The 26,423-nt window shown below is 37.9% G+C and carries 26 protein-coding genes and 1 riboswitch; of the genes, 24 read left to right on the forward strand and 2 right to left on the reverse strand.

What is annotated here, in order from left to right; genetic code table 11:
- Positions 1 to 94: 94 nt before the first annotated feature.
- The 4 genes from fur to ACFPYN_RS03275 all read left to right on the forward strand — a co-directional run bounded on the left by fur (position 95) and on the right by ACFPYN_RS03275 (position 4,179).
- Positions 95 to 559, forward strand: coding sequence for a ferric iron uptake transcriptional regulator (fur, locus tag ACFPYN_RS03260; protein ID WP_377732488.1), 465 nt, complete (start codon positions 95 to 97; stop codon positions 557 to 559).
- Positions 560 to 686: 127 nt separating this feature from the next.
- Positions 687 to 1,589, forward strand: coding sequence for a site-specific tyrosine recombinase XerD (xerD, locus tag ACFPYN_RS03265; protein WP_377732489.1), 903 nt, complete (start codon positions 687 to 689; stop codon positions 1,587 to 1,589).
- Positions 1,590 to 1,672: 83 nt separating this feature from the next.
- A complete protein-coding gene (deoB, locus tag ACFPYN_RS03270; RefSeq protein WP_377732490.1) occupies positions 1,673 to 2,857 on the forward strand; it encodes a phosphopentomutase in 1,185 nt (394 codons plus the stop codon).
- Between the two features lie 17 nt (positions 2,858 to 2,874).
- On the forward strand, positions 2,875 to 4,179 hold the full coding sequence (locus ACFPYN_RS03275) for a pyrimidine-nucleoside phosphorylase (RefSeq protein WP_377732491.1): 1,305 nt from the start codon (positions 2,875 to 2,877) through the stop codon (positions 4,177 to 4,179).
- 255 nt (positions 4,180 to 4,434) lie between these two features.
- On the opposite strand, the gene hpaB is transcribed toward ACFPYN_RS03275, so the two are convergent.
- The gene (hpaB, locus tag ACFPYN_RS03280) at positions 4,435 to 5,886 is read right to left on the reverse strand and encodes a 4-hydroxyphenylacetate 3-monooxygenase, oxygenase component (RefSeq protein ID WP_377732492.1); all 1,452 of its coding nucleotides are present in this window, start codon (positions 5,884 to 5,886) and stop codon (positions 4,435 to 4,437) included.
- 1,048 nt (positions 5,887 to 6,934) lie between these two features.
- Between hpaB and ACFPYN_RS03285 the strand changes: the two genes are divergently transcribed.
- From ACFPYN_RS03285 to ACFPYN_RS03310, 6 genes are all read left to right on the forward strand, one after another.
- On the forward strand, positions 6,935 to 7,291 hold the full coding sequence (locus tag ACFPYN_RS03285) for an STAS domain-containing protein (RefSeq protein ID WP_377732493.1): 357 nt from the start codon (positions 6,935 to 6,937) through the stop codon (positions 7,289 to 7,291).
- Positions 7,281 to 7,733 (forward strand): anti-sigma F factor, encoded by a 453-nt coding sequence (spoIIAB, locus tag ACFPYN_RS03290; protein ID WP_377732494.1) that lies wholly within the window; start codon positions 7,281 to 7,283, stop codon positions 7,731 to 7,733. The genes ACFPYN_RS03285 and spoIIAB overlap by 11 nt, the downstream gene beginning before the upstream one ends.
- On the forward strand, positions 7,730 to 8,512 hold the full coding sequence (locus ACFPYN_RS03295; RefSeq protein WP_377732495.1) for a SigF/SigG family RNA polymerase sporulation sigma factor: 783 nt from the start codon (positions 7,730 to 7,732) through the stop codon (positions 8,510 to 8,512). The genes spoIIAB and ACFPYN_RS03295 overlap by 4 nt, the downstream gene beginning before the upstream one ends.
- Complete coding sequence (locus ACFPYN_RS03300; RefSeq protein ID WP_377732635.1) at positions 8,509 to 9,963, forward strand: spore germination protein; 1,455 nt, start codon at positions 8,509 to 8,511, stop codon at positions 9,961 to 9,963. Before ACFPYN_RS03295 ends, ACFPYN_RS03300 begins: the two co-directional genes overlap by 4 nt.
- A 71-nt stretch (positions 9,964 to 10,034) precedes the next feature.
- Positions 10,035 to 11,360 (forward strand): diaminopimelate decarboxylase, encoded by a 1,326-nt coding sequence (gene lysA / locus ACFPYN_RS03305; RefSeq protein ID WP_377732496.1) that lies wholly within the window; start codon positions 10,035 to 10,037, stop codon positions 11,358 to 11,360.
- Positions 11,361 to 11,547: 187 nt separating this feature from the next.
- A complete protein-coding gene (locus ACFPYN_RS03310; RefSeq protein ID WP_377732497.1) occupies positions 11,548 to 11,913 on the forward strand; it encodes a GNAT family N-acetyltransferase in 366 nt (121 codons plus the stop codon).
- Here the strand turns inward: ACFPYN_RS03310 and ACFPYN_RS03315 are convergent.
- Positions 11,910 to 12,407: a DUF309 domain-containing protein gene (locus ACFPYN_RS03315; RefSeq protein ID WP_377732498.1), complete on the reverse strand. Its 498-nt coding sequence runs from the start codon at positions 12,405 to 12,407 to the stop codon at positions 11,910 to 11,912. The two genes, ACFPYN_RS03310 and ACFPYN_RS03315, sit on opposite strands and share 4 nt — an antisense overlap.
- A 57-nt stretch (positions 12,408 to 12,464) precedes the next feature.
- Here ACFPYN_RS03315 and ACFPYN_RS03320 point away from each other — a divergent pair, with 57 nt between their 5' ends.
- The 14 genes from ACFPYN_RS03320 to ACFPYN_RS03385 all read left to right on the forward strand — a co-directional run bounded on the left by ACFPYN_RS03320 (position 12,465) and on the right by ACFPYN_RS03385 (position 26,349).
- Complete coding sequence (locus ACFPYN_RS03320) at positions 12,465 to 13,244, forward strand: segregation/condensation protein A (RefSeq protein WP_377732499.1); 780 nt, start codon at positions 12,465 to 12,467, stop codon at positions 13,242 to 13,244.
- The gene (gene scpB, locus ACFPYN_RS03325; RefSeq protein ID WP_377732500.1) at positions 13,225 to 13,812 is read left to right on the forward strand and encodes an SMC-Scp complex subunit ScpB; all 588 of its coding nucleotides are present in this window, start codon (positions 13,225 to 13,227) and stop codon (positions 13,810 to 13,812) included. The genes ACFPYN_RS03320 and scpB overlap by 20 nt, the downstream gene beginning before the upstream one ends.
- 20 nt (positions 13,813 to 13,832) lie before the next feature.
- Positions 13,833 to 14,822 (forward strand): D-alanyl-D-alanine carboxypeptidase family protein, encoded by a 990-nt coding sequence (locus ACFPYN_RS03330; protein WP_377732501.1) that lies wholly within the window; start codon positions 13,833 to 13,835, stop codon positions 14,820 to 14,822.
- 97 nt (positions 14,823 to 14,919) lie between these two features.
- The gene (locus tag ACFPYN_RS03335) at positions 14,920 to 15,657 is read left to right on the forward strand and encodes a pseudouridine synthase (RefSeq protein ID WP_377732502.1); all 738 of its coding nucleotides are present in this window, start codon (positions 14,920 to 14,922) and stop codon (positions 15,655 to 15,657) included.
- Positions 15,658 to 15,913: 256 nt separating this feature from the next.
- The gene (gene resA, locus ACFPYN_RS03340; RefSeq protein WP_377732503.1) at positions 15,914 to 16,450 is read left to right on the forward strand and encodes a thiol-disulfide oxidoreductase ResA; all 537 of its coding nucleotides are present in this window, start codon (positions 15,914 to 15,916) and stop codon (positions 16,448 to 16,450) included.
- 12 nt (positions 16,451 to 16,462) lie between these two features.
- A complete protein-coding gene (resB, locus tag ACFPYN_RS03345; protein WP_377732505.1) occupies positions 16,463 to 18,121 on the forward strand; it encodes a cytochrome c biogenesis protein ResB in 1,659 nt (552 codons plus the stop codon).
- The gene (gene ccsB, locus ACFPYN_RS03350; RefSeq protein ID WP_377732506.1) at positions 18,118 to 19,302 is read left to right on the forward strand and encodes a c-type cytochrome biogenesis protein CcsB; all 1,185 of its coding nucleotides are present in this window, start codon (positions 18,118 to 18,120) and stop codon (positions 19,300 to 19,302) included. The genes resB and ccsB overlap by 4 nt, the downstream gene beginning before the upstream one ends.
- A 94-nt stretch (positions 19,303 to 19,396) precedes the next feature.
- Positions 19,397 to 20,113: a response regulator transcription factor gene (locus ACFPYN_RS03355; RefSeq protein ID WP_377732507.1), complete on the forward strand. Its 717-nt coding sequence runs from the start codon at positions 19,397 to 19,399 to the stop codon at positions 20,111 to 20,113.
- Complete coding sequence (locus tag ACFPYN_RS03360) at positions 20,106 to 21,887, forward strand: ATP-binding protein (RefSeq protein ID WP_377732508.1); 1,782 nt, start codon at positions 20,106 to 20,108, stop codon at positions 21,885 to 21,887. Before ACFPYN_RS03355 ends, ACFPYN_RS03360 begins: the two co-directional genes overlap by 8 nt.
- 46 nt (positions 21,888 to 21,933) lie before the next feature.
- Positions 21,934 to 22,476, forward strand: a complete 543-nt coding sequence (sigX, locus tag ACFPYN_RS03365) for an RNA polymerase sigma factor SigX (RefSeq protein ID WP_377732509.1) — start codon at positions 21,934 to 21,936, stop codon at positions 22,474 to 22,476.
- The gene (locus ACFPYN_RS03370; protein WP_377732510.1) at positions 22,463 to 23,716 is read left to right on the forward strand and encodes a hypothetical protein; all 1,254 of its coding nucleotides are present in this window, start codon (positions 22,463 to 22,465) and stop codon (positions 23,714 to 23,716) included. Before sigX ends, ACFPYN_RS03370 begins: the two co-directional genes overlap by 14 nt.
- 76 nt (positions 23,717 to 23,792) lie before the next feature.
- Positions 23,793 to 23,924: riboswitch (FMN riboswitch) on the forward strand.
- Between the two features lie 154 nt (positions 23,925 to 24,078).
- Positions 24,079 to 24,657, forward strand: a complete 579-nt coding sequence (locus ACFPYN_RS03375) for an ECF transporter S component (RefSeq protein ID WP_377732511.1) — start codon at positions 24,079 to 24,081, stop codon at positions 24,655 to 24,657.
- 223 nt (positions 24,658 to 24,880) lie between these two features.
- Positions 24,881 to 25,402, forward strand: coding sequence for a GNAT family N-acetyltransferase (locus tag ACFPYN_RS03380; protein ID WP_377732512.1), 522 nt, complete (start codon positions 24,881 to 24,883; stop codon positions 25,400 to 25,402).
- Between the two features lie 203 nt (positions 25,403 to 25,605).
- On the forward strand, positions 25,606 to 26,349 hold the full coding sequence (locus tag ACFPYN_RS03385; RefSeq protein WP_377732513.1) for a DUF5694 domain-containing protein: 744 nt from the start codon (positions 25,606 to 25,608) through the stop codon (positions 26,347 to 26,349).
- The last annotated feature ends 74 nt before the right edge of the window (positions 26,350 to 26,423 follow it).

Genomic DNA, 26,423 nt, shown 5'->3' on the forward strand with positions numbered 1-26,423 from the left:
ACTAGATTATAATAATTATTAAGTGATGAGTTTCTCTATCTTGTAAAGGGAAAGTCCCTTTTGGTATAATGAAGGAAGTTTGGGGGGGCGTCACATGGAGAGCCGTATTGACCGGATAAAAAAGCAGCTTCATGGTGCGAGCTATAAACTGACGCCACAACGTGAAGCGACAGTTAGAGTGCTACTTGAAAACGAAGAAGATCATTTGAGCGCAGAAGATGTGTACCTTCTAGTTAAAAATAAAGCACCTGATATTGGACTTGCAACAGTGTATCGAACACTTGAACTGCTGACAGAACTAAAAGTAGTCGATAAAATTAACTTTGGAGACGGTGTTTCACGCTACGATTTGCGACAAGAAGGAGCAGCACACTTCCATCATCATCTCGTATGTATTGAATGTGGAGCCGTAGATGAAATCCAAGAAGACTTGCTTGAGGATGTAGAAGAAATCGTTGAAAAAAGGTGGAATTTCCAAATTAAAGACCACCGCTTAACATTTCATGGAATCTGTTGGAGATGTCATGATAAACATGACGAAAATGAATCGTCTGATTGAACATAGACAACCCACAAAAGGATAGCAGATTGCTATCCTTTTTTAGTTGCATTTGAAACAAAAAAATATGCACTAGAAATTAGAATCACCAATATCGAAGATGTGTTTTTCTGAGGAGGGTTTACCTATGATAGAAATGCAAGACGCAGTTGCAGATTATCTCCATTTCTTAAGGGTCGAGCGACAATTGTCCACTAACACGCTGACTTCTTATGAAAGGGATCTTCAAGTATACATAAAAGATCTTTCAAAGGTTCAGCAATTAACATCATTAAATGATGTAGAGCGCATTCATATACTTTCACACTTACAATTATTGAAAACAAAAGGGAATTCATCTCGTTCATTAGCCCGCCATATTTCATCGATTCGCTCGTTCCATCAATTTTTATTACGAGAAAAAGTATCCAACTCAGACCCAACTGTGCATTTAGAGATGCCACAAATGGATCGAACACTACCAAAAATTTTATCGATTGAAGAAGTAGAAGAATTGATTGCTGCGCCAAATTTAGGGAAACCTCAAGGATTAAGAGACCGTGCATTGTTAGAAATACTTTACGCAACCGGCATGCGAATCAGTGAGTGTATTTCATTGAATTTGGAGGATTTACATTTAACCATGGGATTTGTCAGGTGTTTCGGTAAAGGTGGTAAAGAAAGAATTATTCCATTAGGACGAACAGCTTTGGCTGCTTGTAACGAATATTTAACAGAAGGACGTCCAAAATTGATCAAGCCAACACATCGAACAGATGTCATATTTGTCAATCAACGCGGAAAAGGGTTAACGAGACAAGGTGTTTGGAAATTAATGAAAGAGCATGCCATGAAAGCGGGAATTCAAAACGAAATAACGCCACATACTTTGCGCCATTCATTTGCCACACACTTAATAGAAAATGGAGCGGATTTGCGAGCAGTTCAAGAAATGCTTGGACATGCAGATATTTCTACAACTCAAATCTATACGCATGTAAGTAAGACACGATTAAAAGATGTCTATAAACAATTTCACCCACGCGCATAATTTTTTCTTACATGTCAGAAGTCTGACGTGTAATTTTACCAAAAATTTGATAAGATACAGGTAGAAGTTGAAGGAGGATATGTATGTCAAACAAATCATTTAAACGTATTCACTTAGTTGTTATGGATTCAGTAGGTATTGGCGAAGCTCCAGATGCCAAAGCTTTCGGAGACGAAGGTTCAGATACATTAGGTCATATTGCAGAAAAAATGAATGGTCTTAAGATGCCAAACCTTGAGAAAATGGGTCTTTCTAATATTCGCCCGTTCCAAGGCATACAACCGGTAGACATTCCTTCATCCTACTTTGGAAAAATGCAAGAAGCATCTGTAGGAAAAGATACAATGACTGGCCACTGGGAAATCATGGGCCTTAATATCACTCAGCCATTTAAAGTCTATCCAAATGGCTTCCCTGATGAATTAATTAAAACGCTAGAAGAAAAAACTGGACGCAAAGTCATTGGCAATAAACCAGCAAGTGGTACTGAAATATTAGATGAGCTAGGACAAGAACATATGGAAACCGGTGCAATCATCGTTTACACATCTGCTGATCCTGTCTTGCAAATTGCTGCTCACGAAGAAATTATTCCTCTAGAAGAGTTATATTCTATTTGTGAAATTGCACGTGAACTTACATTAGAACCAGAATTTTTAGTGGGCCGTGTGATTGCTCGTCCCTTTAAAGGTCAACCTGGAGCATTCAAGCGCACAACAAATCGACATGACTATGCGTTGAAACCGTTTGAACGAACTGTCATGAACGAATTAAAAGATGCCAATTACGATGTTATTGCAATCGGCAAAATCTCGGATATTTTTAACGATGAAGGTGTAACTGAATCCTTAAGAACAGTAGATAATATGGACGGCATGGATAAGTTAGCCCAAGTCGTTACTAAAGATTTCCATGGGATTAGTTTCTTGAACTTGGTTGATTTTGACGCGTTATATGGACATCGACGGGATCCAATTGGATATGGCGAAGCTTTAGAAGCATTCGATGCTCGCATGCCAGAAGTGTTAAACGCATTAACGAATGATGATTTGTTAATCATTACAGCGGATCACGGAAACGACCCAACTTTCCCAGGGTCAGATCATACGCGTGAATATGTACCTTTATTAGCTTATTCCCCTCGTTTTGCAGAAGGCAAAGAACTTCCGCTAAGTGAAACATTTGCTGATATAGGGGCAACAATTGCCGAAAACTTTAATGTACCAATGCCGAAATTTGGCCGCAGTTTTCTTTCACATTTAAACTAAAGGATAGGTGAACATTCATGAGAATGGTCGATTTAATAGAAAAAAAGCGTGATGGTGAAGAACTAACAACTGAAGAAATCGGTTTTTTCATTGAGCAATACACGAATGGAAATGTTCCCGATTATCAAGCAAGTGCTTTATTAATGGCTATTTATTTCCAAGACATGACAGATCGTGAACGTGCAGATTTAACATTAGCGATGGTTGAATCAGGCGATCAAATTGATTTGTCTGGAATTGAAGGAATCAAGGTCGACAAACATTCAACTGGTGGAGTTGGGGACACAACAACACTTGTCCTCGGACCTTTAGTTGCAGCTTGTGGAGTTCCCGTTGCAAAAATGAGTGGACGTGGGTTAGGTCATACAGGTGGGACGATCGATAAATTAGAAGCGATCGAAGGTTTCCATGTTGAGTTAACAACGGAACAATTCACAAAACAAGTGAATGAATTAAAGTTAGCGGTAATTGGTCAAAGTGGAAATTTAACACCTGCTGATAAAAAACTATATGCACTTCGTGATGTTACCGGAACGGTTAATAGCATCCCGTTAATCGCAAGTTCAATTATGAGTAAAAAAATCGCTGCAGGTGCAGATGCCATTGTATTAGATGTAAAAACGGGCGAAGGCGCGTTTATGAAAACAGTTGAAGACGCACGTTCACTTGCTAGAGCGATGGTTCAAATCGGCAACAACGTAGGACGCCAAACTATGGCTATTATTTCTGATATGAGCCAACCTTTAGGCTTTGCAATTGGAAACTCGTTAGAAGTCAAAGAAGCAATTGATACACTTCGCGGAAAAGGTCCAGCAGACTTAACAGAACTTTGTTTAGTACTAGGTAGCCAAATGGTTGTTGTTGGCGGGAAAGCGAAGGATCTAGATGAAGCTCGCGCAATGCTTCTTGAAGTAATTGAAAATGGTTCTGCAATTGAAATCTTAAAAGGTTTCATTGAAGGACAAGGTGGTAATCCAGCAGTTGTCGATTCACCAGAATTATTACCACAAGCTCAATTCACATTCGAAGTTCCAGCAAAAGAAAGCGGATACGTATCATTTATCGAAGCTGATGAAGTAGGTACTGCTGCAATGTTGCTTGGCGCAGGACGTGCAACAAAAGAATCGGTAATCGATTTAGCAGTAGGAATTGTTCTCCATAAAAAAGTAGGAGACGCAGTTAAAGAAGGCGAATCTCTTGCAACAATCCATTCCAACACTGAGAATGTTGAAAACGTCTTAGCCATTCTCTACAAATATATTGAATTCTCAAAAGAACCAACAACAGCACCTAATTTGATTGAAGAAATCATCACACAATAAAATAACAAAAAAAGCGGTCTCTCCGGAGATCGCTTTTTTTCATGCGCAAATTGGCTAGTGAGACAGATTATGAGAATCAAAGGCGTTTTTAAACTATTTATAAAATAAACTGTGGCATGGAGGCATTTGGTTGGGATGAACATTAGACGGATGTTTAAGAGTCATTTTGTTACTTACCAAAGATGAACTATTATTATTTGCCAAGCGAAACAACCAAAATGGTAATGTCAGAGCCTCTCAAGAACAATACTTTATTTATCCCTCATATTTTATATCAAGAAATTCACAGACTGTTTTTACGTATTGCTCCTTTGGATACGTATTATAAAGTGCACTGGACAAACGAATCGGATCTCCAAAAAAGTACCGTTCGTATTGAATTTGTCTTGTGCCAAATGAACTCATCGTTAAATCCCATGCTAAACGAAATACCTTTATTCGCTCCTCCGCCGTTTTGGTTGAGCCTTGAAGATATTGGTGAATATCTGAGCCAATTGAAGAATTTATTGCTTTTTCAGTTGGCAACGTCACCATACCGCTTGCACCGATTAATTGGATGATTTCACAATATCGTGGATATATTTTGGGAAAGATATTACTGGCAATTTGAAGAGGAGTCAGATGAGGACGCATCGTCCCAAATTCATCTAATTGGCTATATTGCTCAGATTTCTCAAGAAGTGCCTTCATCGTTTCAAGTCCAATGATAAATTCTGATAGCTTTTCATGAATATGCTGATACTCGCTTACATTGATGGTCTCCACAAGTAGTTGAGCAAGACCTAACATGAATTCGGACTTAACAATTTGTCTAGTTACGGTTTGATGTAAGGCAAAACAATGAAAGGAACTTTTTAACAGGAAGTTCGCTGATGCTTCAATGTTTCCATAATAGAATACGCGGTTCCAAGGGACTAGAACATGATCAAAGACAACAAGAGAATCCATTTCTTTAAATCTTGAGCTAAGTGGATGATTAAAAGCGGAATCTCCACCAACAAAAGATTCCCTGCAGATAAATTTTAATCCTGGTGTATTGGAAGGAATCGAGAAAGCATAGGATTCATCTTCTTGCAAGAAGAGACTGGGGGTACTATAAACTAGGACTTCATCAGTTAAGCCTCCTTGAGTAGCCAGGAGACGTGCACCTTTTATGACTAATCCTTGCTCGTTTTGTTCAATCACTTTCGCTGAAATTGGTTCCTTAGAGGAGAAATAATTAAATAATGAACGGTTTACTTGGGGGGTTACAAATGTATGAGTGAAAGTTAAGTCTTTACTCATGGCTTCTTTATATATGGACTGGATGTTCTCGGGAAAACACTTATCCTTTCCCTTTAAAAATGGAGCAAAAGATGCAAAACCCATTATTACTGAGTTTAGATAATCTGGACTTCTCCCCATCATCCCTTTGGTCTGTCTTGCCCAATGCTTCATCATTGTTCTTCTCTTTACTAAATCTTCTTTTGTTTTAGGCTGTAAATATGAAATCCCTGTTGGTTCATTGGTATCAGGCGAAATAAATGTCAATTCATTTAAAAGACGGGGCTCGAGTTGCAGATCATACAAAGACGCTTTTGTCTTGAGAATACCCTTAAAAGCAGGATGCTCTGAAATCTTTCCAGTGACTCTTTCTCCATCAAACCATATTTCGGCTTTCAGTTGGTCTAAACGGTCAATTAATGCCTTCCCATTTATTGCACCCATTATTTCACTCCCATTGGTCAGTCTAAAATAAGATTATTTTTATTATATTCAGCATTTTGCAAAGGAGCTTTTTCATGTAATTATTTTTCATTGTTGTAAAGGAAATAATCAATTCGTTTTCTTTAATCTAAAGCGGAACAATACTACTGCAAACTTCATTGCATCAAAGTGGAAATTCTCTAACGCTAAAGAATGGTCTGAAATAAAGAACGCTGAAAGAGACCGAAATATCATCTTCGGTCGAATATCTACATAAAAGAACCAACAATTCTCGAGTAAACCAAATGAACTGAACTGTGAACGTCCAAGTTGCAAGGGAGCGAAGGACGCATACCCGCCGCAGGATGATCTAAAAAAAGAAAGGAGGGCGAGTGACGCAGTCACAAGCCCTCCTCTTTATTCTCTAGACCAAAGTGCAGCAAGTATGCGTGCGAAGCGGACGGGAAACTTCTTCGCATCAAAGTGGAAATGGTCTAACTCAGTTTTTCCTATAAAGAGTGGTCTGAAATAAAGAACGCAGAAAGAGACCGAAATATCATCTTCGGTCGAATATCTACTTAAAAGGACCAACGATTCCCTTGTAAACCAAACCATGAAAAATGTGAGCCTCCAAGTTGCAAGGGAGCGAAGGACACATACCAGCCGCAGGATGATCTAAAAAAAGAAAGGAGGGCGAGTGACGCAGTCACAAGCCCTCCTCTTTATTCCCTAGACCATTGTGCAGCAGGTAAAGCGTGCGAAGCGGACTGGAAACTTCTTCGTATCACTACCCAAGTAACCTAAAAACCACTCTACACCAGAGAAGACAACCTAAGGTTTAAAGCAAGGAAATCACGAAGTAATAAAGAGAAAATTTTAAGTGACAATCTCCCGAGAAAAGCAAAACCTTTTTTCATTTGATGTTTAAATAGATGAAAGATTTTCCATACTACTAATGAATAGTATGATGCGTTTTTTGTCGATAAATAAGAAGTTTTCCCTTTATTTGTCAACGACAAGGAATAACAGTAATACACCTCGAATAGTCACGGAAAGGAGGAGTTACTTTATGAAGCATCAACTACTATTTGTCGAAGACGGCATAGCAATTATTCGCTTAAAAGGCGAACTTGACCATCACGCTACACAAATAATCCGTGACGAAATTTCACAATCTCTATACAGAGGAACTCTTCGGGCCATCATCTGGAACTTAAAAGACTTACAGTTTATGGACAGTGCAGGTATTGGACTGATCTTAGGAAGAATGAGAGATTTTGTTCCGACAAATGGACAAACAGTCATTTTACATCCATCGGAAACGATGAAAAAAATCTTTCAATATTCCGGACTAGGTTCATATGTCTGGCCAACAACAGAAGAAGAAACAATCGCAGAGTTAGGGGGTATTTTAAATGGACAATGAAATGACACTATCGTTTATCGCCATTAGTGAAAATGAAGGTTTAGCACGTATGGTGATGACGAGTTTTATTGCATCTCTTGACCCAACCATTGATGAATTAGCAGAGTTCAAAACAATCGTTTCAGAAGCGGTTACGAATGCCATCATTCATGGTTATGAAGAAGATGGAGAAGGTATTATCACGATTCGAGCAAAGCGCAATGGACAATCCATTACAATGACCATTACTGATGAAGGGAGAGGTATACCAAACGTTGAACAAGCGATGGAACCTCTATATACATCAAAGCCAGAAAGAGAACGTTCTGGGATGGGCTTTACCATTATGGAAAGTTTTTCAGATCATTTATCAGTATGGTCAGAGCCTCAGAAAGGAACTGCGATTACCTTTACGAAAGAGTTTTTACCCGTTCAATCTAACTTCGTTCTAGGTGAACGATGACGACGCCTATTGGACAACAGCCCGTGTTGTTGACACAAGAAAAAATGCGAGAATTAATCTTTTTGTCTCAAGAAGGAGACAAAATAGCCCGACAAACGATGGTGGAAGGGAACACGCGTCTAGTCTGGTCAATTGTCCAACGATTCGCTTCACGGGGAGCGGATTTAGAAGACTTATTTCAAATCGGCTGTATCGGATTAATGAAATCTGTAGACAAATTTGATTTGTCCTATGAAGTCAAGTTCTCAACATATGCGGTACCGATGATTATCGGGGAAATTCAACGATTCTTACGAGACGATGGAATGGTAAAAGTAAGTCGATCAATTAGAGAACTTAGTTTTAAAATTCGTCATGCCACCGATGAATTTATCCGTGTTCATGAGCGACAACCAACACTAACAGAGCTTGCGAAAACGCTTGAAGTCACAATGGACGAACTGGTATTAGCATCTGATGCCTTGCGAGATCCAGCTTCACTGCATGAACAGCTCTTTGAGAGTGAAGGAGATGCCTTAACATTAATGGATCAGTTGCGAGATGAGCGTTCTGAGCGGTCATTTGATCATATTCCATTACGTGATATTTTATCAAAACTCGGAAAACGAGAACAAACGATTATTTATTTACGCTACTACTTAGATTGTACGCAAAGTGATATTGCCGAAAGACTTGGCATTTCCCAAGTACAAGTATCGAGGTTAGAGAAAAAAATACTGAAGCAACTGAAAAGTTGGATGTTGCCTAAGCAAGCAACATTAAAGGATGGATCTCAATAAATCAGTCACTTTTCAACAATATACTAGATGCTGAATCCTTTGTTTATTCGAAGTTTGGAAAAGGAGAAAGCTTTGATGTGGGCGTCAAGAATGCCCATATCTGGTCGATTCCAACTTTATTTGTTTATATGAATGGTCTAATTGATTCTACAACACTTACTCAAATTTTAACGTTAACTCAAAGCACTCAGTCTCAAACGAAACGCAAAACCGAGATTGATGAAATTGAAGCGATGAATAGTTATTTTCCCTATCACTCAGTTACCGTATATGATTCAAAAGATGCCTGGCTGTCAGCAATTTTAAGCGGTCAGCTAGGCATTGTTACTTCTGGAGGATTTGTTTTCACAATCGATGTTCGTTCCTATCCTGGGAGACAACCCGAAGAGCCCGACAATGAAAAGGTAATTCGTGGATCTCGTGACGGATTTACTGAAAACATCCTACAGAACACGGCATTAGTTCGAAGAAGAATTCGCGATGTCTCGCTTCGCTTTGAATTAACTCAACTTTCCACCCGCGGAAAAACAGATACAGTTGTCGCTTATATCAAAGGACTAGCAAATGAGGAACATATCGAATATATTCGCACGCGAATGAAAAAAATCCATCATGATGGGTTAACGATGACAGATAAGTCACTTGAAGAGTGGTTATTCAAACAAAAATTCCATCCTGTTCCTTTTGTTCGTTATACCGAACGAGCAGACACATGTGCGGCTCATTTGTTAGAAGGACATATTGCAATTATTGTGGATACATCGCCTTCGGTTATTTTAGTACCCACAACACTCTTTCATCATTTACAACACGCCGAAGAGTATCGTCAAGCACCATTAATCGGAACGTCTGTTAGGTTCTTGCGATTAACGGGGTTTTTCTTTAGTTTAGTACTCTTGCCTTTCTGGTATTTACTTGTCAAAGAGACAGGGCATGTACCAGATTTTATGTCTTTTATAGGACCAGAAAAAACTGGAGACGTACCTATTTTCCTTCAAATCGTCATAGCAGATCTCGGTCTTGAATTTTTAAGGCTTGCCGCCATTCATACCCCCACACCTCTTTCTACTGCAATGGGGCTCGTCGCAGCTATTATAATTGGACAAATTGCAATCGATGTCGGGTTATTTATACCAGAAGTCGTGTTGTACACAGCCGTTTCTGCGATACTTACATTTGCCTTACCGTCTTATGAATTAAGTGTTGCGGCTAAAATTTTTCGCAATTTGTTATTGTTTGCCACCGTGTCATTTGGAACCAATGGCTTTTTCATCGGATTGTTAGTGTTATTTATGTATTTAGCATCCATCAAACCTATGGGCGTGCCGTATTTATGGCCGCTTGTGCCATTTTTTCCAAAAGCATTGGCTCGAATACTTATTCGCTTTCCATCATCCAATGGGGCACTTAGACCATTCATTGTTCATTCACCTCAGCGTAAACGTTCGTAAGCCATCCATTGCATCGGAGTCTTTTCCTATGGTAAAGTTCATATATTGAAAAACCATTGGGAGAGATGACGATGCATTTATATGGAACACAGTCGATTGACGAACAAGGTCAATTAACGATTGGTGGAACGTCTGCAATGACTTTAGCAAATACCTATGGGACGCCTTTATTTGTTTACGATACTGCTCTAATAAAAGAGCGTGCAAGAGCTTTCATTCAAACATTTGATCGTGCGGGTGTTCAAGCTCAAGTAGCGTATGCAAGTAAAGCTTTCTCAAGTATTGCCATGTACCAACTTGCTGCAAAAGAAGGTTTATCTTTAGACGTTGTGTCTGGCGGTGAATTATATACAGCTATACATGCAGGTTTTCCTGTTGAACGCATACACTTTCATGGTAACAATAAAAGTGATGAGGAATTAAACTTTGCACTAGATTCAGGGATTGGTTGTATTGTTGTCGATAATTTTTACGAAATAGACCAATTAAAGAGATTGACAACGTATAAAAAAATGAATATAAATATATTATTACGTGTTACTCCTGGTATTGAAGCTCACACACATGACTATATTACGACGGGACAAGCCGATTCCAAATTTGGCTTTGACTTAAATAATGGACAAGCAGATCAAGCATTCCAGTTAGTAAAAGACGATATATATATTCAACTTCTAGGTATGCATTGTCATATCGGCTCACAAATATTTGATTCGGTAGCATTTTCCTTAGCCGCAAAAAAATTAATTGCTAAAATGATTGCTTGGAGAACACAGTTCGATTTTGTATGTCCCGTGTTAAATTTAGGTGGTGGTTTTGGTATTCGTTACACGGAAGAAGATAAACCTCTTCAACCTGAAGTATATGTGGAAGATATGATAAAATCCATTCAATCTGAAATTGGTCTTCTCGAATACCCAATGCCAGAAATTTGGATTGAACCTGGACGTTCTCTAGTAGGGGATGCAGGGACAACCTTGTATACGATTGGCTCTCAAAAAGAAGTTCCTGGTGTTCGCAATTATTTAGCCGTTGATGGAGGAATGTCTGATAATATCCGTCCAGCCCTATACCAAGCAAAATATGATGCAGCAGTTGCTAATAAAATGACTAAAGAATCCACTACACGTTATACAGTAGCCGGTAAATGCTGTGAATCTGGTGATAAATTGATTGAAAATATTACTTTACCCAAAGTTGAAGCAGGAGATACGTTAGCTGTATTTTGCACTGGGGCTTATGGTTATTCGATGGCGAGTAATTACAATCGGCTACCAAGACCTGCTGTTGTTTTCGTTGAACAAGGTCAACATCGTATAGTCATCAAACGAGAATCATACGAAGATCTGATACGACTGGACTGTTCGTTAGAAGAAGAGTTAGGTGAAAACTCATGAAAAATAGTAACAGCAAGCTATTTTTATTCATATTAATCATGGGTGTGTTTTGGGGTTTTATGTATTGGAAATTTTTCGCACCAAACCTATAAAATGTTAAAAAATGGGTTTTGGGTTGAAGTTTTTTAGCATATGAGGTAGGATAGTCAATGGTGCTGAAGCGGAATCAAAAATGAGGGATTTTATTATGTTAGTTCGATTTAAAAAAAATGGCGAAAAAATTGCGATGGGTTTACTGTCGTTTATGCCACAAGAAAAAAACTTAAAAAAATTACAAGAAACAATTCATACTTATGAAAACAATTCTAACTGGCACTTATTTATGTGGAAAAAAGATGAGGATTTCGTTGGTTTAATTGGCATCGAAACTTCAGATGACGTGTGTTTGATCCAACATATTTCCGTTACTCCGTCTTATAGAGGCGAAGGTATTGGAAAAGAAATGGTCTCTAAAGTACAACAATTTCTTCCGTGTACCCAAATTCAAGCAGCGGAATCAACAAAGCCATTTATAGATAAGTGCCTAACAATGAAAGATGGAACAGACGCTTAATGTCTGTTCCTTCTTTTTTCTTCACGTGCTTTAAGTATTTCTGAGCGATCGCGAAGCATATGCTTGTGTATGAGTTGATCACCCGACAGCGGAATTAATGCCGGTTGTTTGTCGATTGCGTCCTGTAACTCTGGAGAAGTAATTTGAATCTTAAATGCTTCAAATGATTTTTCTTGATGAACGAATTCAATAGCGTGTTGAATATGTTTTATGACATGTTGAAGCTGAATTCCTTCGAAAAAAGCACGATCTCCATCCAATTGGATTCTGTCAAATGATTTCGTAAGTGATCTTTTTGCACCACTGAAATTACCTCTTCTCCAGTGATACATTCCAGTTGCAAGCAATATCCATGCAGTAAGTGGATGTGTTTTATCTTTTGGAGCGATTTCTTTCCAGTATTCTTCTAACACTTCATGACATTCAAAATAATCTTCATGCTCATTAAAATACGTGATAAACTGCGTGAAAAGTGGGTGAAACAACGGATGCATTCTTCGCTCACTTCCTCTATACTAAAATTTGAATCTATTTGATCGGGTGATCTTAACATGTCTTATGAAGTGAAACTGGACGCTTTTGAAGGTCCTCTTGATTTATTATTGCACTTAATTCATCGTTTGGAAATTGATATATACGATATTCCAATGGCTGACTTAACTTTACAGTACATGGAACATATTCGTGCTATGAAAGTTCTAGAGCTAAATGAAGCAAGTGAATATTTAGTAATGGCTGCATCTTTACTTGCAATTAAGAGTAAAATGCTTCTCCCAATTCACGAAGGGGAGTTTGATGAAGATCATTTATCAGTCGATATGAATGACCCGCGAGACGAATTAGTTAATCGACTCATTGAATATCGAAAGTATAAAGAAGCAGCTGAAGTGTTACAACAACTAGAAGAACAGCGGGCTCAAGTGTTCACTAGAGCGCCAAGTGATTTAACAGACTATCAGACAACCAAACAATTATCGGCATTTGATGAAACGTTAAATGTCTATGATATGTTAGGTGCTTTTCAAAAAATGATGAGAAGAAAACAATTAAAAGCTCCTTTGGCCACTAAAATTGCTAGACAAGAACTTTCGATTCGAGACCAAATGAAAAGTGTTTTTCACACACTAAAATCTCGAGGAGGAAGCTGTTCATTTTCGGAATTGTTTCCTTCAGAAGATAAACCTACATTAGTAGTAACGTTTTTATCTTTACTTGAGCTGATGAAAAGACAAATGGTATTTGTCGAACAAAACCATAATTTTGATGATTTAACAGTCAAACTATTAAATGATCGATGGGAGGAAGAGTTATTTGAGCCTATTGATGAGTAAAATCGAAAGTCTACTCTTTGTCACAGGAGACGAAGGGCTATCGAGTAAGCAAATTGAAAGTTTAACAGATTCTACAGCTAGCGAAGTGAAAGAAGCATTAACCAGTTTACAAGCAGACTATGCAAAATCTAAGGTTCGCGGAATTGAGTTAAAAGAATTAGCGGGGACATACCAGCTAATTTCGAAAAAGCAAAATGCTGGAACGATTCAACGTTTAGTTGAGAATCCCACCAACCAACCACTTTCTCAAGCTTCATTAGAAGTATTGGCGATTGTCGCTTACAAACAGCCCATTACACGAATTGAAGTTGAAGATATTCGAGGAGTAAAAAGTGAGAGACCTTTACATACGCTAGGATTGAAAGGCTTAATTCAAGAAGTGGGACGTGCAGAAGGAACTGGACGTGCGATTCTTTATGGTACTACGAAAGAGTTTTTGAATGTTTTTGGTCTAAACGATATGAGTGAGTTGCCTTCTTTACCAGAACAGCAAGGCAATGATGAAGAAGAGCAAACAGATTTGTTTATGACGAAGTTTCAAGAAGCCTTTGGGGAACAAAAAGAATAACAGACGAAAGGTGCTAATAGTTGAGAAAACAGATCGCGTTACTGTTAGTGTTGCTCTTAGTAGGTGCGCTTTACCCTCACTTTACACAAGCCCAAGGATCTTCTTATGCAGTTATTGATGCAAAGACCGGGCGTTTATTAGAAGGTAGTGCAGAACATGTACAATTACCGATTGCGAGTCTAACAAAAATGTGGACAGCAGTTGTCGTAGCTCAAGAAGTCGATTTAAAAGAACGCGCGAAAATTTCATCAAATGCAACGTCACAAGAAGGATCATCCATTTACTTGAAAAATGGAGAAGATACACCTGTAGATTTTCTATTATATGGATTAATGTTGAGATCAGGTAATGATGCAGCTGTAGCTCTTGCAGAGCATGCTGGAGGATCAGTTGTAGGATTTGTGAAATTGATGAATGATCAGGCAAAACTAATGGGCTTGAACAATACTTATTTTCAAAACCCATCCGGTCTTCATCATGAAGAACATTTGTCTACTGCCTATGACACAGCGCTCATGTTGAAAATTGCAATGGACAACAAAGCGTTGAAGCCGATATTAACTGCTCCCTATTACAAAGGAAACGGCAAACATTGGGAAAATAAGCACAAACTAGTTCGCCTAGACTCTACAGCCATTGCTGGAAAAACAGGATTCACTAAAGCAGCGGGGAGAACTCTAGCTACTTATTTCAAAGACGGTGATGAAGAAGTCATTGTGGTTACATTAAATCAATCAAACGATTGGCAAATGCATCAGCAACTTGCACAGAATGTCTTTACACAATATGATAGAGTTGAAGTCATTGAAAAGGGTTCGTATGATTTGCCTGGGGGCTTAGTTATCAAAACTGATAAGCCTGTATATGTCTTGAAAAATAAAAAAGACCAAGTTTCTCACCTTGTCATATTAAACCGAAAGAAATCATTACAAAAAGTTGCCAGGTGGGAAGTACAAATAAACGGTAAAACCATACTCACACAAAAAGTACATATTGAGCGGATGGAATGATGGAGACTGCTTATTAAATAAGCGGTCTTCTTTTGTTTTGAGTGAAAGTGTGACATAATTTTCTACAGAGTATAGGACTAAACGAAGAGGTGATAGTATGGAAAGATTACAAAAAATGTTAGCACATGCTGGGGTGGCATCACGAAGAAAATCCGAGCAACTAATTTTAGATGGTAAAGTAAAAGTAAATGGCAAAGTGGTAACGGAACTTGGAACGAAAGTGTCTTCAACAGATACTGTTGAAGTAGATGGAGTGAAACTTGAAAAAGAACAAAAAGTGTATCACTTATTATACAAACCAAGAGGTATTATTTCAGCAGTAACTGATGATAAAGGCCGTCAAACGGTTGCGGAATTATTTCCACATATTCCAGAACGATTATTCCCGGTTGGACGATTAGATTATGACACTTCAGGTCTTTTAATCATGACGAATGATGGAGATTTATCATTTACATTAACTCATCCTAAATTCAAGATTGAAAAAACCTATGTTGCACGAGTTAAAGGAATACCTGGTAAAGAACAACTGCGTATACTTGAGCGCGGTGTTGAATTAGAGGATGGCAAAACTGCTCCTGCAAAAGTGAAATTATTATCGGCAGAGTCCAAACAAGGCGGCAAAGCAATTATTGAAATCACAATTCACGAAGGTAAAAACCGCCAAGTTCGTCGTATGTTTGATGCTATCGGTTTCCCGGTTCAAAAGTTGAAACGTGAACGATTTGCATTCTTAACACTTCACGGACTAAACGCAGGTGATTCACGTGAATTAAGTTCTCATGAAGTGAAATTATTACGTGTAATGGCTGAAACAGGAAAAATTGGTTCATAATTTATATAAACCAGTTCAAATAAAAGCATAAAAAGAGCATAGCAAATCAATGCGACGTAGCCTCCGAGCGCAAGAACGTATTAATTGGACACGAGGCGTGGACAAGCAAGCCTAAGAAGAGCAAAGATGCCTATTTTTAGAGGACTATTTGATCACATTATTCAAACGTTCACAAACCCTTCAAAAGTGCGGTCTAACCAACCGCATTTCTTTGTTATAATAAAAAGTATTATTTCGTCATGTAGGAGGTCGGAAAATGGCTCAGACGAAACAGAAAAGATTTATCATGCGAACAGTTATTTTAGCTGTTCTTGTACTTGCAATTGTATATACCATTTTCAACAATGCTACTAAAGAGAAAGTAGCAGTTCTCAGCATTGGTGATGAAGCACCTGATTTCACATTGGTGGATTTAAACGGGGAAGAGCATCGCTTGTCAGATTATAAAGGGCAAGGGGTATTTTTAAATTTTTGGGGTACTTGGTGCAAACCTTGTGTAAAAGAAATGCCTGCTATGGATCGTCAATATGAAATTTATAAAGAACAAGGTGTTCAAATTTTGGCTGTAAATATTGCACAGTCTGATTTCGAAGTAGAACGATTTGCAAGTCAGTATGGACTAGATTTCCCTATTGTCATTGATAAAACGAAAAGTGTATTGGAAGCATACAACATTGACCCGCTTCCATCTACATTGTTAATCAATCCTGATGGTAAAATTGAGCAAATCATACGCGGAGAAATGACAGAACAGGACATTGCAGGTTTTATGGAGCAAATACGTCCTGAATAAGGAGTCAATCATATGAACAACATCATTTGTGCTTGTGGGCATGAAAATCCAGAAGGAACAGTGCTATGTGGGAACTGTGGTCGGCCCCTCACGAAAGAAGCTAAGAATCAAAAATTAGCGGACATGCGTTATGAAGGTACTGCTCGTCGTTCTCAAACGTATAACAAATCAATTATTGATAAAATTTGGAATTTCTTCTCTAGTGTAAAAATAGGGATTACGATTATTATTACGATTTTAGTGGCCGCTGCAGTCGGAACCATTTTGCCTCAAGTATTATATGTCCCAGCTACGACAGAAGCAGATATTGCTGCGTATTATGAGCGAGTATATGGTACATTTGGCAAGCTTTATTATGAACTAGGTTTGTCCGATTTATATGGTTCGTGGTGGTTCCAAACATTGATTGGTATGCTTGGAATTTCACTGATTGTTGCCAGTTTAGATCGATTCGTTCCACTGTATAAATCCTTAAAAAAACAACGTACGAAAAGACATGAAAGCTTTATGAAACGCCAACGCCTTTATGGTGAAGGTGAAAACATTTTGGGTGAAAGTTCTCTTGCGAAGAGTGAAGAAAAGCTACAAGCACTGCGCTATAAAGTGAAGCGTGAAGATGGAGCTTTACTAGCTGAAAAAGGACGTTTTGCAAGATGGGGACCTTATGTCAATCATATCGGTCTTATTATCTTCTTATTCGGTGTCATGTTACGTGCTTTGCCTGGCTTTTATGTGGATGAAACCATGTGGATCAGAGAAGGAGAAACACGTGCCATTCCAGAAGCCCCTGGTTTCTACTTGGAAAGCAAAGAATTTATTTTAGAAACCTATGACAAAGCTAAATCTGACGAAGTGTTTGGAGAGGCAATCGACCGAGTAGGAACGATTGCATCCAACTACCAAACAGATGTGGTGCTTTATAAAAAACCAGAAGATGCGTTGCCAGGTCAAACTGACGATTTGGAAGAAGTAAAAAAAGAATCCATCCAAGTTAATCAGCCATTGAAGTTTGAAGGTTTTGCTGTGTACCAAATGGATTTCCGTTTAGATGAGTTAAAAACCATGCACTTTGTTTTATCCAATAAGGCATCTGGTGAATCATTGGGAGATTTAGCAATAGATCTTGTTAATCCAGAAACTTCTTATAATGTTGGAGAAGATTCGAAAGTAGAATTATTAGGCTATTATCCTGATTTTTCTGGCTTTGAAAATGGAGAGCCACAAACAAAATCTCCAGTTCCAAACAATCCAGCCTTTCTCGTGAAAATGTTCACTCCTGAAACTCCTGAAGGTGAAACTAGTTTTGTAGCAATCAAGCAAACAGTAGAGCCACTTGGAGACAATGAATTTAAACTTGAGTTCCAAAATGTTGATACGCGTGATGTTTCAGGACTAACGATTCGTAAAGATAAAACATTGTGGATTTTAGCATTAGGTGGCTTGCTCTTTATGATTGGAGTTGCCCAAGGTTCTTACTTTAATCATCGTCGAATTTGGATTCAGGAATCAACAGATGGCCGTATAGTAGTTGCAGCCCATACAAACAAAAACTGGTTTGGGGTTAAAAAAGAGTTAGATCAAGTGATTGAAGCGGCACAACTGCCTCCATACATTGATCAACAAGATTTAGAAGGCCAAGAGCTTAAAAAGGATGGTGAGAAATCGTCATGACATTAGTATCAATTAGTAGCAATTTATTGTTTGTTGCATTTGTATGTTACTTAGTCGCAACCTTGTTTTTCGGCGGTGCAGTAAAGGTTTCAGGTTCTGAAACTTCAGCATCTGAGAAACGATGGGGGAAAATCGGAATCATTGTTACGATTATCGGTTTTATTGCAAACTTAGCATATTTCATCACTAGATGGATAGCTGCAGGACATGCTCCTGTTAGTAATTTATTTGAATTTACAACAGCCTTTGGGATGATGGTTGTTGGGGCATTTATCTTGATTTACTTCATCTATAAAACGCCATTACTTGGGTTGTTTGCATTACCAATTGCCATTATCATTATTGGTTTTGCCAGTATGTTCCCGCGTGAAATAAATCCATTAATTCCAGCACTTAAAAGTTATTGGTTAACGGTGCATGTTTCGACAGCTGCATTAGGTGAAGCAATTTTAGCCATTAGTGCTGTTGCTGGATTGATTTATTTATTGAAGAATGTAGATATTACGAAAAAATCAAAACAACGTTTTTGGTTAGAAGCTGTTATGTTTACACTCGTATTAACATTAGGATTTGTTGCATCAACCACAACATTTAGCGTAATGGACTACGAAGCAAAGTTTAATTATGTAGACAAAGAGCAAAAAGAAGCAGAAATTACCTACAACACACCACCGATTTTCGGAATGAACGAATTTGAAGCGTTGACGCCAGGAACCATGACGCCTCTTGCAGAAATGCCTCCAATAGTTAATGCTAAAAAATTAACAACAGTTACATGGTCTTTACTGTTTGGAATTGTGCTCTATGGGTTAATTCGTTTAATTTCTCGAAGATCTATTTCAGCTCTACTAAAACCATTTGCTGCAAAAGCAAATTCACAGTTAATGGATGAAATAGGCTATCGTGCAGTTTCAATCGGCTTCCCGGTGTTTACACTCGGAGCACTTATATTTGCCATGATTTGGGCACAAGAAGCTTGGTCGCGTTTCTGGGGATGGGATCCAAAAGAAGTTTGGGCGCTCATTACGTGGTTATTCTATGCAGCATTCTTACATCTTCGTCTGTCTAGAGGATGGCATGGTGAAAAATCTGCATGGTTGGCAGTAATTGGCTTTATTATTATTATGTTCAATTTAATTGCCGTGAACTTAATTATTGCTGGTTTACATTCATACGCTTAATAAAACAAGCCTTTTCCTTCCCAGGGAAGGGCTTTTCTTTCAATTTTAGACTTGTAATTGTACAATAATTGGTAAGACGGAAGGGGTAACCATAATGTCAGAACATATATCTGTTTTAGTAGTAGATGACGAAGATCGTATACGTCGGTTATTAAAAATGTATTTAGAGCGTGAAGGTTATGAAGTAGATGAGGCTGAAAATGGTGAAATCGCCTTAGAAATGGCACTTGAAAAAGATTATCACGTAATCTTACTAGATGTCATGATGCCCGAAAAAGATGGCTTAGAAGTCATTAAAGAACTTCGTGAACATAAAGCAACGCCAATTATGTTATTAACAGCCAAAGGCGAAGAAGCAAACCGTGTTGAAGGATTTGAATTAGGAGCGGATGACTACGTTGTAAAACCATTTAGCCCACGAGAAGTGGTACTTAGAGTGAAAGCTGTTTTACGACGCTCAGTAACCATTTCACCGATTACGACATCATCGGTATCTAAAGACTTGGTTGTATTCCCTCATCTAACAATTGACCACGACGCACATCGTGTGACTGCTGATGGAACAGAAGTAAATTTAACACCTAAAGAATATGAACTCCTTTACTTTTTAGCAAAAGCTCCTGATAAAGTGTTTGATCGTGAGCAATTGCTAAAAGAAGTATGGCATTACGATTTCTTTGGAGATTTACGTACTGTTGATACACATGTCAAACGATTGCGTGAAAAACTAAATCGTGTATCCGAAAAAGCCGCTAAAATGATTGTGACTGTATGGGGCGTAGGATATAAATTCGAGATAGGCAATGAATAGAATATGGAACAGCGTCGTCGGGAAGCTATGGGTAACCATACTGCTTCTCGTTTCGTTTGTGCTGTTTATCATTACAATTTTGATGCTTGAGTTTTTAGGGAATTATCATAGCCAACAAGCTGAAGCCTCGTTACGCAAAGAAGCGAGTACAATTGCGCGAATAGTGAATGAACATGAAGAAGTGGATTCTGCAATGTACATTATTTCTGATATTTTAGGTCCTGAGACCAATGCACTTATTGCGAAAGAGCCTCGTGAGGTTTCTTTAACATTGCATGAAGGTGAAAATGAAGAAAAAATAAAAGAACGCATCATGAATGATGCAACTCTTGGTAAAGTCTTTGAATCCTCTCAACCTATTTTAAAAGAAATGATTTTACCTTCTCTCGGAAGTGAAAATCAAATGGAGTCTTATATTGTCCTAGCATCTCCATTGAATATTGAAAATGATTTGCATGGTGCAGTATTCATTTATCAAAGTTTGGATGTCATTCACGAAACAACAAAGGAAACGACAAACATCGTCTTTTTATCAGCATTCATTGCATTCATGTTAACGACGTTTTTTGCCTTTTTCTTATCAACTCGAATTACATCTCCGCTACGAAAAATGCGTGAAGCTGCATTTGAATTATCTAAGGGGAACTTTGATACAAAATTACCTACCCTTCAAAATGATGAGATTGGTCAATTAGCTACAGCATTTAACCAAATGGGTCGTCAACTAAAACATCATTTAGAAGTAATAAATCAAGAAAAAGAGCAGTTATCAAGCATATTAACGTCAATGACAGATGCTGTTATTACATTTAACCGAGACCATACGATTTTACTCAGCAACCCGCAAGCCGAAAAATTGTTGCAAAAATGGTTTTTCCGAATTGGCACGAACAAAGGACAACCCATTCCGATTGAAATGGATCATATGCTCGACCATGTACTTCATTTAGAAGAAGAAATTAATGAAGAGCTGGAAATGGAAGGCAGTTATTACGCTATTACATTTAGTCCTTTATACAGTGGAGATTCAATTCGAGGAGCAGTTGCCGTACTCCGAGATATGACTGAACAGCATCGTCTGGATCGATTGCGCTCTGATTTTATCGCAAATGTATCTCATGAACTGAGAACCCCTATAGTCATGTTACAAGGCTACAGCGAAGCTATAATTGATGATGTCGTGTCAACCGATGAAGAACGAGATGAAATGATTAAAATTATTTATGAAGAATCGAAACGTATGGGACGTTTAGTTACTGATTTACTTGATTTAGCACGAATGGAATCAGGTCGAATGCGGTTGTATAAAGAAAATGTAGCAATTGCTCAAGTACTAGAACGAATCACTCAAAAATTTGCTCAAGTTGCGAGAGAATCGCATGTGGAATTGAAATTTATAACGTCCGTTTCTCCAGAGTTAACTGCTGAGATAGACGAAGATCGAATTGAGCAAGTGTTAACCAATTTAATTGATAACGCAATTCGCCATACTTCAAATGAAGGAAATGTTTCGGTTCGTGTCGAACAACACAATGCATTCGTCAAAATAAGTGTTGAAGATACGGGGTCAGGAATTCCTACTGAAGATTTACCTTTTGTATTTGAACGTTTTTATAAAGCGGATAAATCTAGAACAAGAGGTAAAGGTGGAACAGGCTTAGGATTAGCAATTGCCAAAAATATGGTGGAAGCCCATGATGGCGGGATTACTGTTAAAAGTGAAGAAAATGTCGGAACCAAATTTACCTTTACGTTACCCATTAAAAAGTTGTAACTTTATTGAAGACTGAAACGACTACTTTAAAGAACGGGGGGAGTTTATGAATGACTCCGTTTTTCACAGGCTTTATGACCAGTACCATCAAGATGTGTTTCAATTCTTGTTGTACATGGTGAAGAATAAACAAACAGCCGAAGATTTAATGCATGAAGTATATGTAAGAGTGTTAAAAGCGTTCAGCCGTTTTGAAGGCAAAAGCTCTGAAAAGACATGGTTATTTTCAATTGCTAAAAATGTAGCAATTGATCACTTTAGGAAATCTTCGGTACGTAAACGACATGCATTCGACTTTTTTGATTGGGAGAAGCAAGAATTAAGATCCACAGAAGCTCTTCCAGAAGAATTAGCTGAAATGAATGATGAAATGAAACAATTATTAAACGCGTTAGATGAATGTACAGGCGATCAAAAAATGGTTGTTATTATGCGATACTTCCAAGATTTATCCATTTCTGAGACTGCGCAAATTCTTGGATGGACGGAAGGTAAAGTCAAGACCACTCAACACCGAGCAATTCATAAACTTCGGGATCGCTTAACTGGGCATTCGGATAGGAGGCAAGTTCACGATGAGCAACAATAAATGGAGTGAACAAGAAATCGATCAGTTACTTAGCCAAGTGCCCAAACTTCAAGATACTCGTTCTAAAGACGAAGTGTTAAAACGATTACAACAAGATCCGAGACTTGCAGAAGATACCCAAAAGAAACGAAAAATTTGGATTCCACCAGCTGTAGCAGTTGCTGCCTTAATTACGTTGACCCTATTAGGTGCAACACTAATCAATCAGCCTAACAGCCAACTTCAAAACGCATTTGACAGTAGTTCAGAGAGTAAAAGTTCAGCTGAAATGGATAGTGTGACAAGTGAAGAAGCCATTACTGAAGAAGCTACTGATGAATCATCGGATGGCTCCGTTACTTTCAATAGTGAGTCAGAAGAACAAACTACTGAGTCTGAGATGGCTAAATCTACAGAAGCGCCAGTTGAATCAGTATTAACTTCTGCCTATTTAAGTGATGTAGAAAATCATACCGTTTTTAAAATAGGTTTAGTTTCTCAAGATGCACTCGTTGTTCCCGTTACTTTCTTAATTCCAAATGATCAAATTCAACAAGATTTTGGGAATCAAACGCCAAATACGCTGCAATTATATGAGCAATATGCGGCTGATATCAATGAGGAAGAACTTGGTTTTACGGATTATCACCCATATAAGGGAACGTTTGAAATGGACCAAGAGCAACTTGTTCACCGATTACCACAAGAACATGATTATGACCTTGCAAGTGCAGCTCTTTATGTTTATGATTTATCACTTCAGTTCACTTTTGAAGGTTTTACACAAATCAATCATCAAAATGAAGATGGCAGTCAAGCCGAATTTGATCAAGTCGGTCAGAAAACACCGACGGTTCTTACGAATGGATTGTACAAAACGGCGGTCTATCCTTACACAGATCCAACGGGTCAGGTTTACATGGTGCCAAGTTTAAATGAACCATTCAACACTGTTTCGGAAGCATTAGCGGCATTAAAAACGTCTCCAAATGATTTCTTTACAAACGTGGTTCCAAGGTCAGTTAGTTATACAGTTGAAGAAATTCAAGGTGTATCTCATATTAAGTTCAGTGAACCTCTTGAGTTAGATTCGTTATCACAAGAACAGACAGCTCAAATGATTGAAAGTTTCGTTTTAACTGGAGCTACCTTCGATGTCCAAATTCAATTAGATAATATTGTTGAAGAACAGTGGAACGGTATTAATCTTACTCAACCAATTGAACAACCAGTAGGACTAAATAAATATAGTTGGCAATAAAAAGATTCATTTGTAGGCTCAAGTAGTTTACAAATGTTTCTTTTTTTCTTATAGTATAGAATGTAACTTAATAATGATTCATCTTCGGGGCAGGGTGAAATTCCCGATCGGCGGTAATTGAAGAAATTCTTCATAGCCCGCGAGCCGCAAGGCAGGATTTGGTGTGATTCCAAAGCCGACAGTATAGTCTGGATGGGAGAAGGTGAAGGTGCGGTCGTTTTTCGTTCTGTCATTTAACGAGACGCCTATTTTAGTGCGCCTTTCTACTCCTCTAAGCGATAACGGCTTATGGGTTTTTTGATGGGGCTTGAACGAACAAACTTTTCTTCTTGTGGAGTGAATCGACAAAGGGAGAGAGTCATATGAAGAACAACAAATTGCGTATTATGATCGCAGTTGCGATGTTGAGTAGTATTTCATTTGTTTTAATGCTATTTAATTTTCCATTACCAGCGTTACCAGCCTTTTTGAAAGTCGACTTTAGCGATGTGCCTGCACTTATTGCTGCTATCACAATGGGTCCTATCGCTGGGATTTTAGTTGCGCTTTTTAAAAATGTTTTGTACTGGATGTTTAGTGGAAGTCCAACAGGAGTACCGGTAGGGGAAATGGCGAATTTCGCTACAAGCGTATTATTTATGCTACCTGTTTATATGGTATATCGTAAAATATCAACGACAAAAGGCTTAACGTTTGGCTTAATTGCAGGAGTTTTCACAATGGCTATCGGAATGAGCGTCCTAAATTATGCCGTATTTTTACCGATGTACACATATTTCTTAAATATGCCTGCAATGACTGGAACTGCTTTAAGTAATACAATCTTACTAGGTATATTGCCATTTAATTTAATTAAAGGTCTATTGCTATCTGCTGTGGTCATTTTATTGTTCAAAACAATGAAATCGTGGTTAGATAAACAGCGAGCGATATTCTCTTAAATAGAATCATAGTTTAATAATAAAGACCTGGTTCGCCGTAAATGCGAATCAGGTCTTTTTGTGTTTTTAAGTAGTAAGATCTAAAATGATAATAGGCTTTACATTATATTTCGGAAATTAAAACTAGATGAGAAGTTTGGCAGTTGACCTGCCTAAATTAATCAAGACATTTTAAAAACAAAACGACTGCTAAAATGAAATGTATTGGATAGGAGAGAATATAATGACGACTCAATTTGTTAAATTAACTAACCCTACTTCAAGTCATGTAGAGGCATTTAATAAGTGGGATAACGATCCATACTTAATTCCTTTAACTCGTCCTAATAAAAACAAAGCGGAATTGGAACGAAGAGATAATATGACCCTAACTGATTTAACTAACCGACTGGAACACCATCACATCTATCTTATCTATCTCAATGACCAATTAATTGGTGAAATGAACTATATGGTCGATCCGGGCCACCTCTACAAAAAAGAGAGTGGGACTGCCTGGATAGGAGTTACAATAGGTGAGAATGAAGGACGGGGAAAAGGGATTGGGTTTATGGCAATCCAATATTTAGAAAATCAGATTATGGCGCATGGGCATAATCGCATTGAATTAGGCGTCTTTGAATTTAACACTCAGGCCCAAAAGCTCTATCATAAACTCGGTTACAAAGTAATCGGTAATATTGACAATTTCACATTTTGGCAAGATAAAATGTGGACTGATATTCGAATGGAGAAGTATCTTTAACATCAGGAATTCACTTCTCTATGCTAATCGCAGATGTTTTGGACGATTTTATGAAGAAAGTCTCGAAATTTTGAAAACCCAATTAGAAATGTCAGCTACTTAAGCATCAAAAATTAATGAAATTATGAAAACGACTGTTGATCAGCTAACTGATTAACAGTCGTGGAAGATCGTTCACCATAGAAGAAAGAGGGGATTACTTGATGGATAAGTTAAATAAGAAACCAATGGTAATGGTGCTTGGAACATTTCATATGCGATATACATCAGACTTACATCGTGTTGAGTTTGATAACCTTCTATCACCCAAAAGGCAAGAGGAAATAAGAAAAATTGTTAATGTCTTAAAGAACTATAACCCAACGAAAATTGCTTTTGAAGTTGTAAAAGAAAAAGATAACTTGTTAAATGAAGAATATCAACAATACATAAATGGGCAACTAGAATTAAAAATAGATGAAATACATCAGTTTGGTTTTCGAACGGCTGCTGAATTAAAACACAAAAACATTTACGCTGTTGACTGGATGGAAAGCGTAGGGAATAGAGCGATCAGCCAAGTTCTTGATTGGGCAAAAATTGAACAACCCGACCTATCCCGTTTTATTGATGAAGAGTATCGCTCTAAACTTCAGTTGAGTCTAGAGGATAAAAGTGTTTTTGAATTGATATGTAATTATAATGAAGAGAATTTTATAAAGAAGCAGCATGAAATGTATATGCAAATCGCCCGCATTGGAAAGGGTGTTGAATACGTCGGTATAGATTGGGTTCGATGGTGGTATCAACGGAATCTGATTCTCTATTCTAATCTTGCTGAAATCACAAATTCTTCATCTGATAAAACTCTTTTAATAATAGGTTCAGCCCACGTGTATTTAATATCTCAGTTTTTAAAAGAGAGTGGACTATTTGATGTAGTAACTTTAGAAGAATACTTAGAGTAATTGTCTTTTCAACTACAAATCCAAACTTCAAAAATTTGTACAAAAAAACTGCGAATTAAATTCGCAGTTTTTTT

It is taken from the genome of Paenisporosarcina macmurdoensis, assembly GCF_042658845.1.
Classification (GTDB): domain Bacteria; phylum Bacillota; class Bacilli; order Bacillales_A; family Planococcaceae; genus Paenisporosarcina; species Paenisporosarcina macmurdoensis.

Excerpts from the sequence above, each read along its gene's own strand:
- fur (WP_377732488.1), top strand. The coding sequence starts at position 95 with ATGGAGAGCCGTATTGACCGGATAAAAAAGCAGCTTCATGGTGCGAGC.
- xerD (WP_377732489.1), top strand. The coding sequence starts at position 687 with ATGATAGAAATGCAAGACGCAGTTGCAGATTATCTCCATTTCTTAAGG.
- deoB (WP_377732490.1), top strand. The coding sequence starts at position 1,673 with ATGTCAAACAAATCATTTAAACGTATTCACTTAGTTGTTATGGATTCA.
- ACFPYN_RS03275 (WP_377732491.1), top strand. The coding sequence starts at position 2,875 with ATGAGAATGGTCGATTTAATAGAAAAAAAGCGTGATGGTGAAGAACTA.
- hpaB (WP_377732492.1), bottom strand. The coding sequence starts at position 5,886 with ATGGGTGCAATAAATGGGAAGGCATTAATTGACCGTTTAGACCAACTG.
- ACFPYN_RS03285 (WP_377732493.1), top strand. The coding sequence starts at position 6,935 with ATGAAGCATCAACTACTATTTGTCGAAGACGGCATAGCAATTATTCGC.
- spoIIAB (WP_377732494.1), top strand. The coding sequence starts at position 7,281 with ATGGACAATGAAATGACACTATCGTTTATCGCCATTAGTGAAAATGAA.
- ACFPYN_RS03295 (WP_377732495.1), top strand. The coding sequence starts at position 7,730 with ATGACGACGCCTATTGGACAACAGCCCGTGTTGTTGACACAAGAAAAA.
- lysA (WP_377732496.1), top strand. The coding sequence starts at position 10,035 with ATGCATTTATATGGAACACAGTCGATTGACGAACAAGGTCAATTAACG.
- ACFPYN_RS03310 (WP_377732497.1), top strand. The coding sequence starts at position 11,548 with ATGTTAGTTCGATTTAAAAAAAATGGCGAAAAAATTGCGATGGGTTTA.
- ACFPYN_RS03315 (WP_377732498.1), bottom strand. The coding sequence starts at position 12,407 with ATGCATCCGTTGTTTCACCCACTTTTCACGCAGTTTATCACGTATTTT.
- ACFPYN_RS03320 (WP_377732499.1), top strand. The coding sequence starts at position 12,465 with ATGTCTTATGAAGTGAAACTGGACGCTTTTGAAGGTCCTCTTGATTTA.
- ACFPYN_RS03335 (WP_377732502.1), top strand. The coding sequence starts at position 14,920 with ATGGAAAGATTACAAAAAATGTTAGCACATGCTGGGGTGGCATCACGA.
- resA (WP_377732503.1), top strand. The coding sequence starts at position 15,914 with ATGGCTCAGACGAAACAGAAAAGATTTATCATGCGAACAGTTATTTTA.
- resB (WP_377732505.1), top strand. The coding sequence starts at position 16,463 with ATGAACAACATCATTTGTGCTTGTGGGCATGAAAATCCAGAAGGAACA.
- ccsB (WP_377732506.1), top strand. The coding sequence starts at position 18,118 with ATGACATTAGTATCAATTAGTAGCAATTTATTGTTTGTTGCATTTGTA.
- ACFPYN_RS03355 (WP_377732507.1), top strand. The coding sequence starts at position 19,397 with ATGTCAGAACATATATCTGTTTTAGTAGTAGATGACGAAGATCGTATA.
- ACFPYN_RS03360 (WP_377732508.1), top strand. The coding sequence starts at position 20,106 with ATGAATAGAATATGGAACAGCGTCGTCGGGAAGCTATGGGTAACCATA.
- sigX (WP_377732509.1), top strand. The coding sequence starts at position 21,934 with ATGAATGACTCCGTTTTTCACAGGCTTTATGACCAGTACCATCAAGAT.
- ACFPYN_RS03370 (WP_377732510.1), top strand. The coding sequence starts at position 22,463 with ATGAGCAACAATAAATGGAGTGAACAAGAAATCGATCAGTTACTTAGC.
- ACFPYN_RS03375 (WP_377732511.1), top strand. The coding sequence starts at position 24,079 with ATGAAGAACAACAAATTGCGTATTATGATCGCAGTTGCGATGTTGAGT.
- ACFPYN_RS03380 (WP_377732512.1), top strand. The coding sequence starts at position 24,881 with ATGACGACTCAATTTGTTAAATTAACTAACCCTACTTCAAGTCATGTA.
- ACFPYN_RS03385 (WP_377732513.1), top strand. The coding sequence starts at position 25,606 with ATGGATAAGTTAAATAAGAAACCAATGGTAATGGTGCTTGGAACATTT.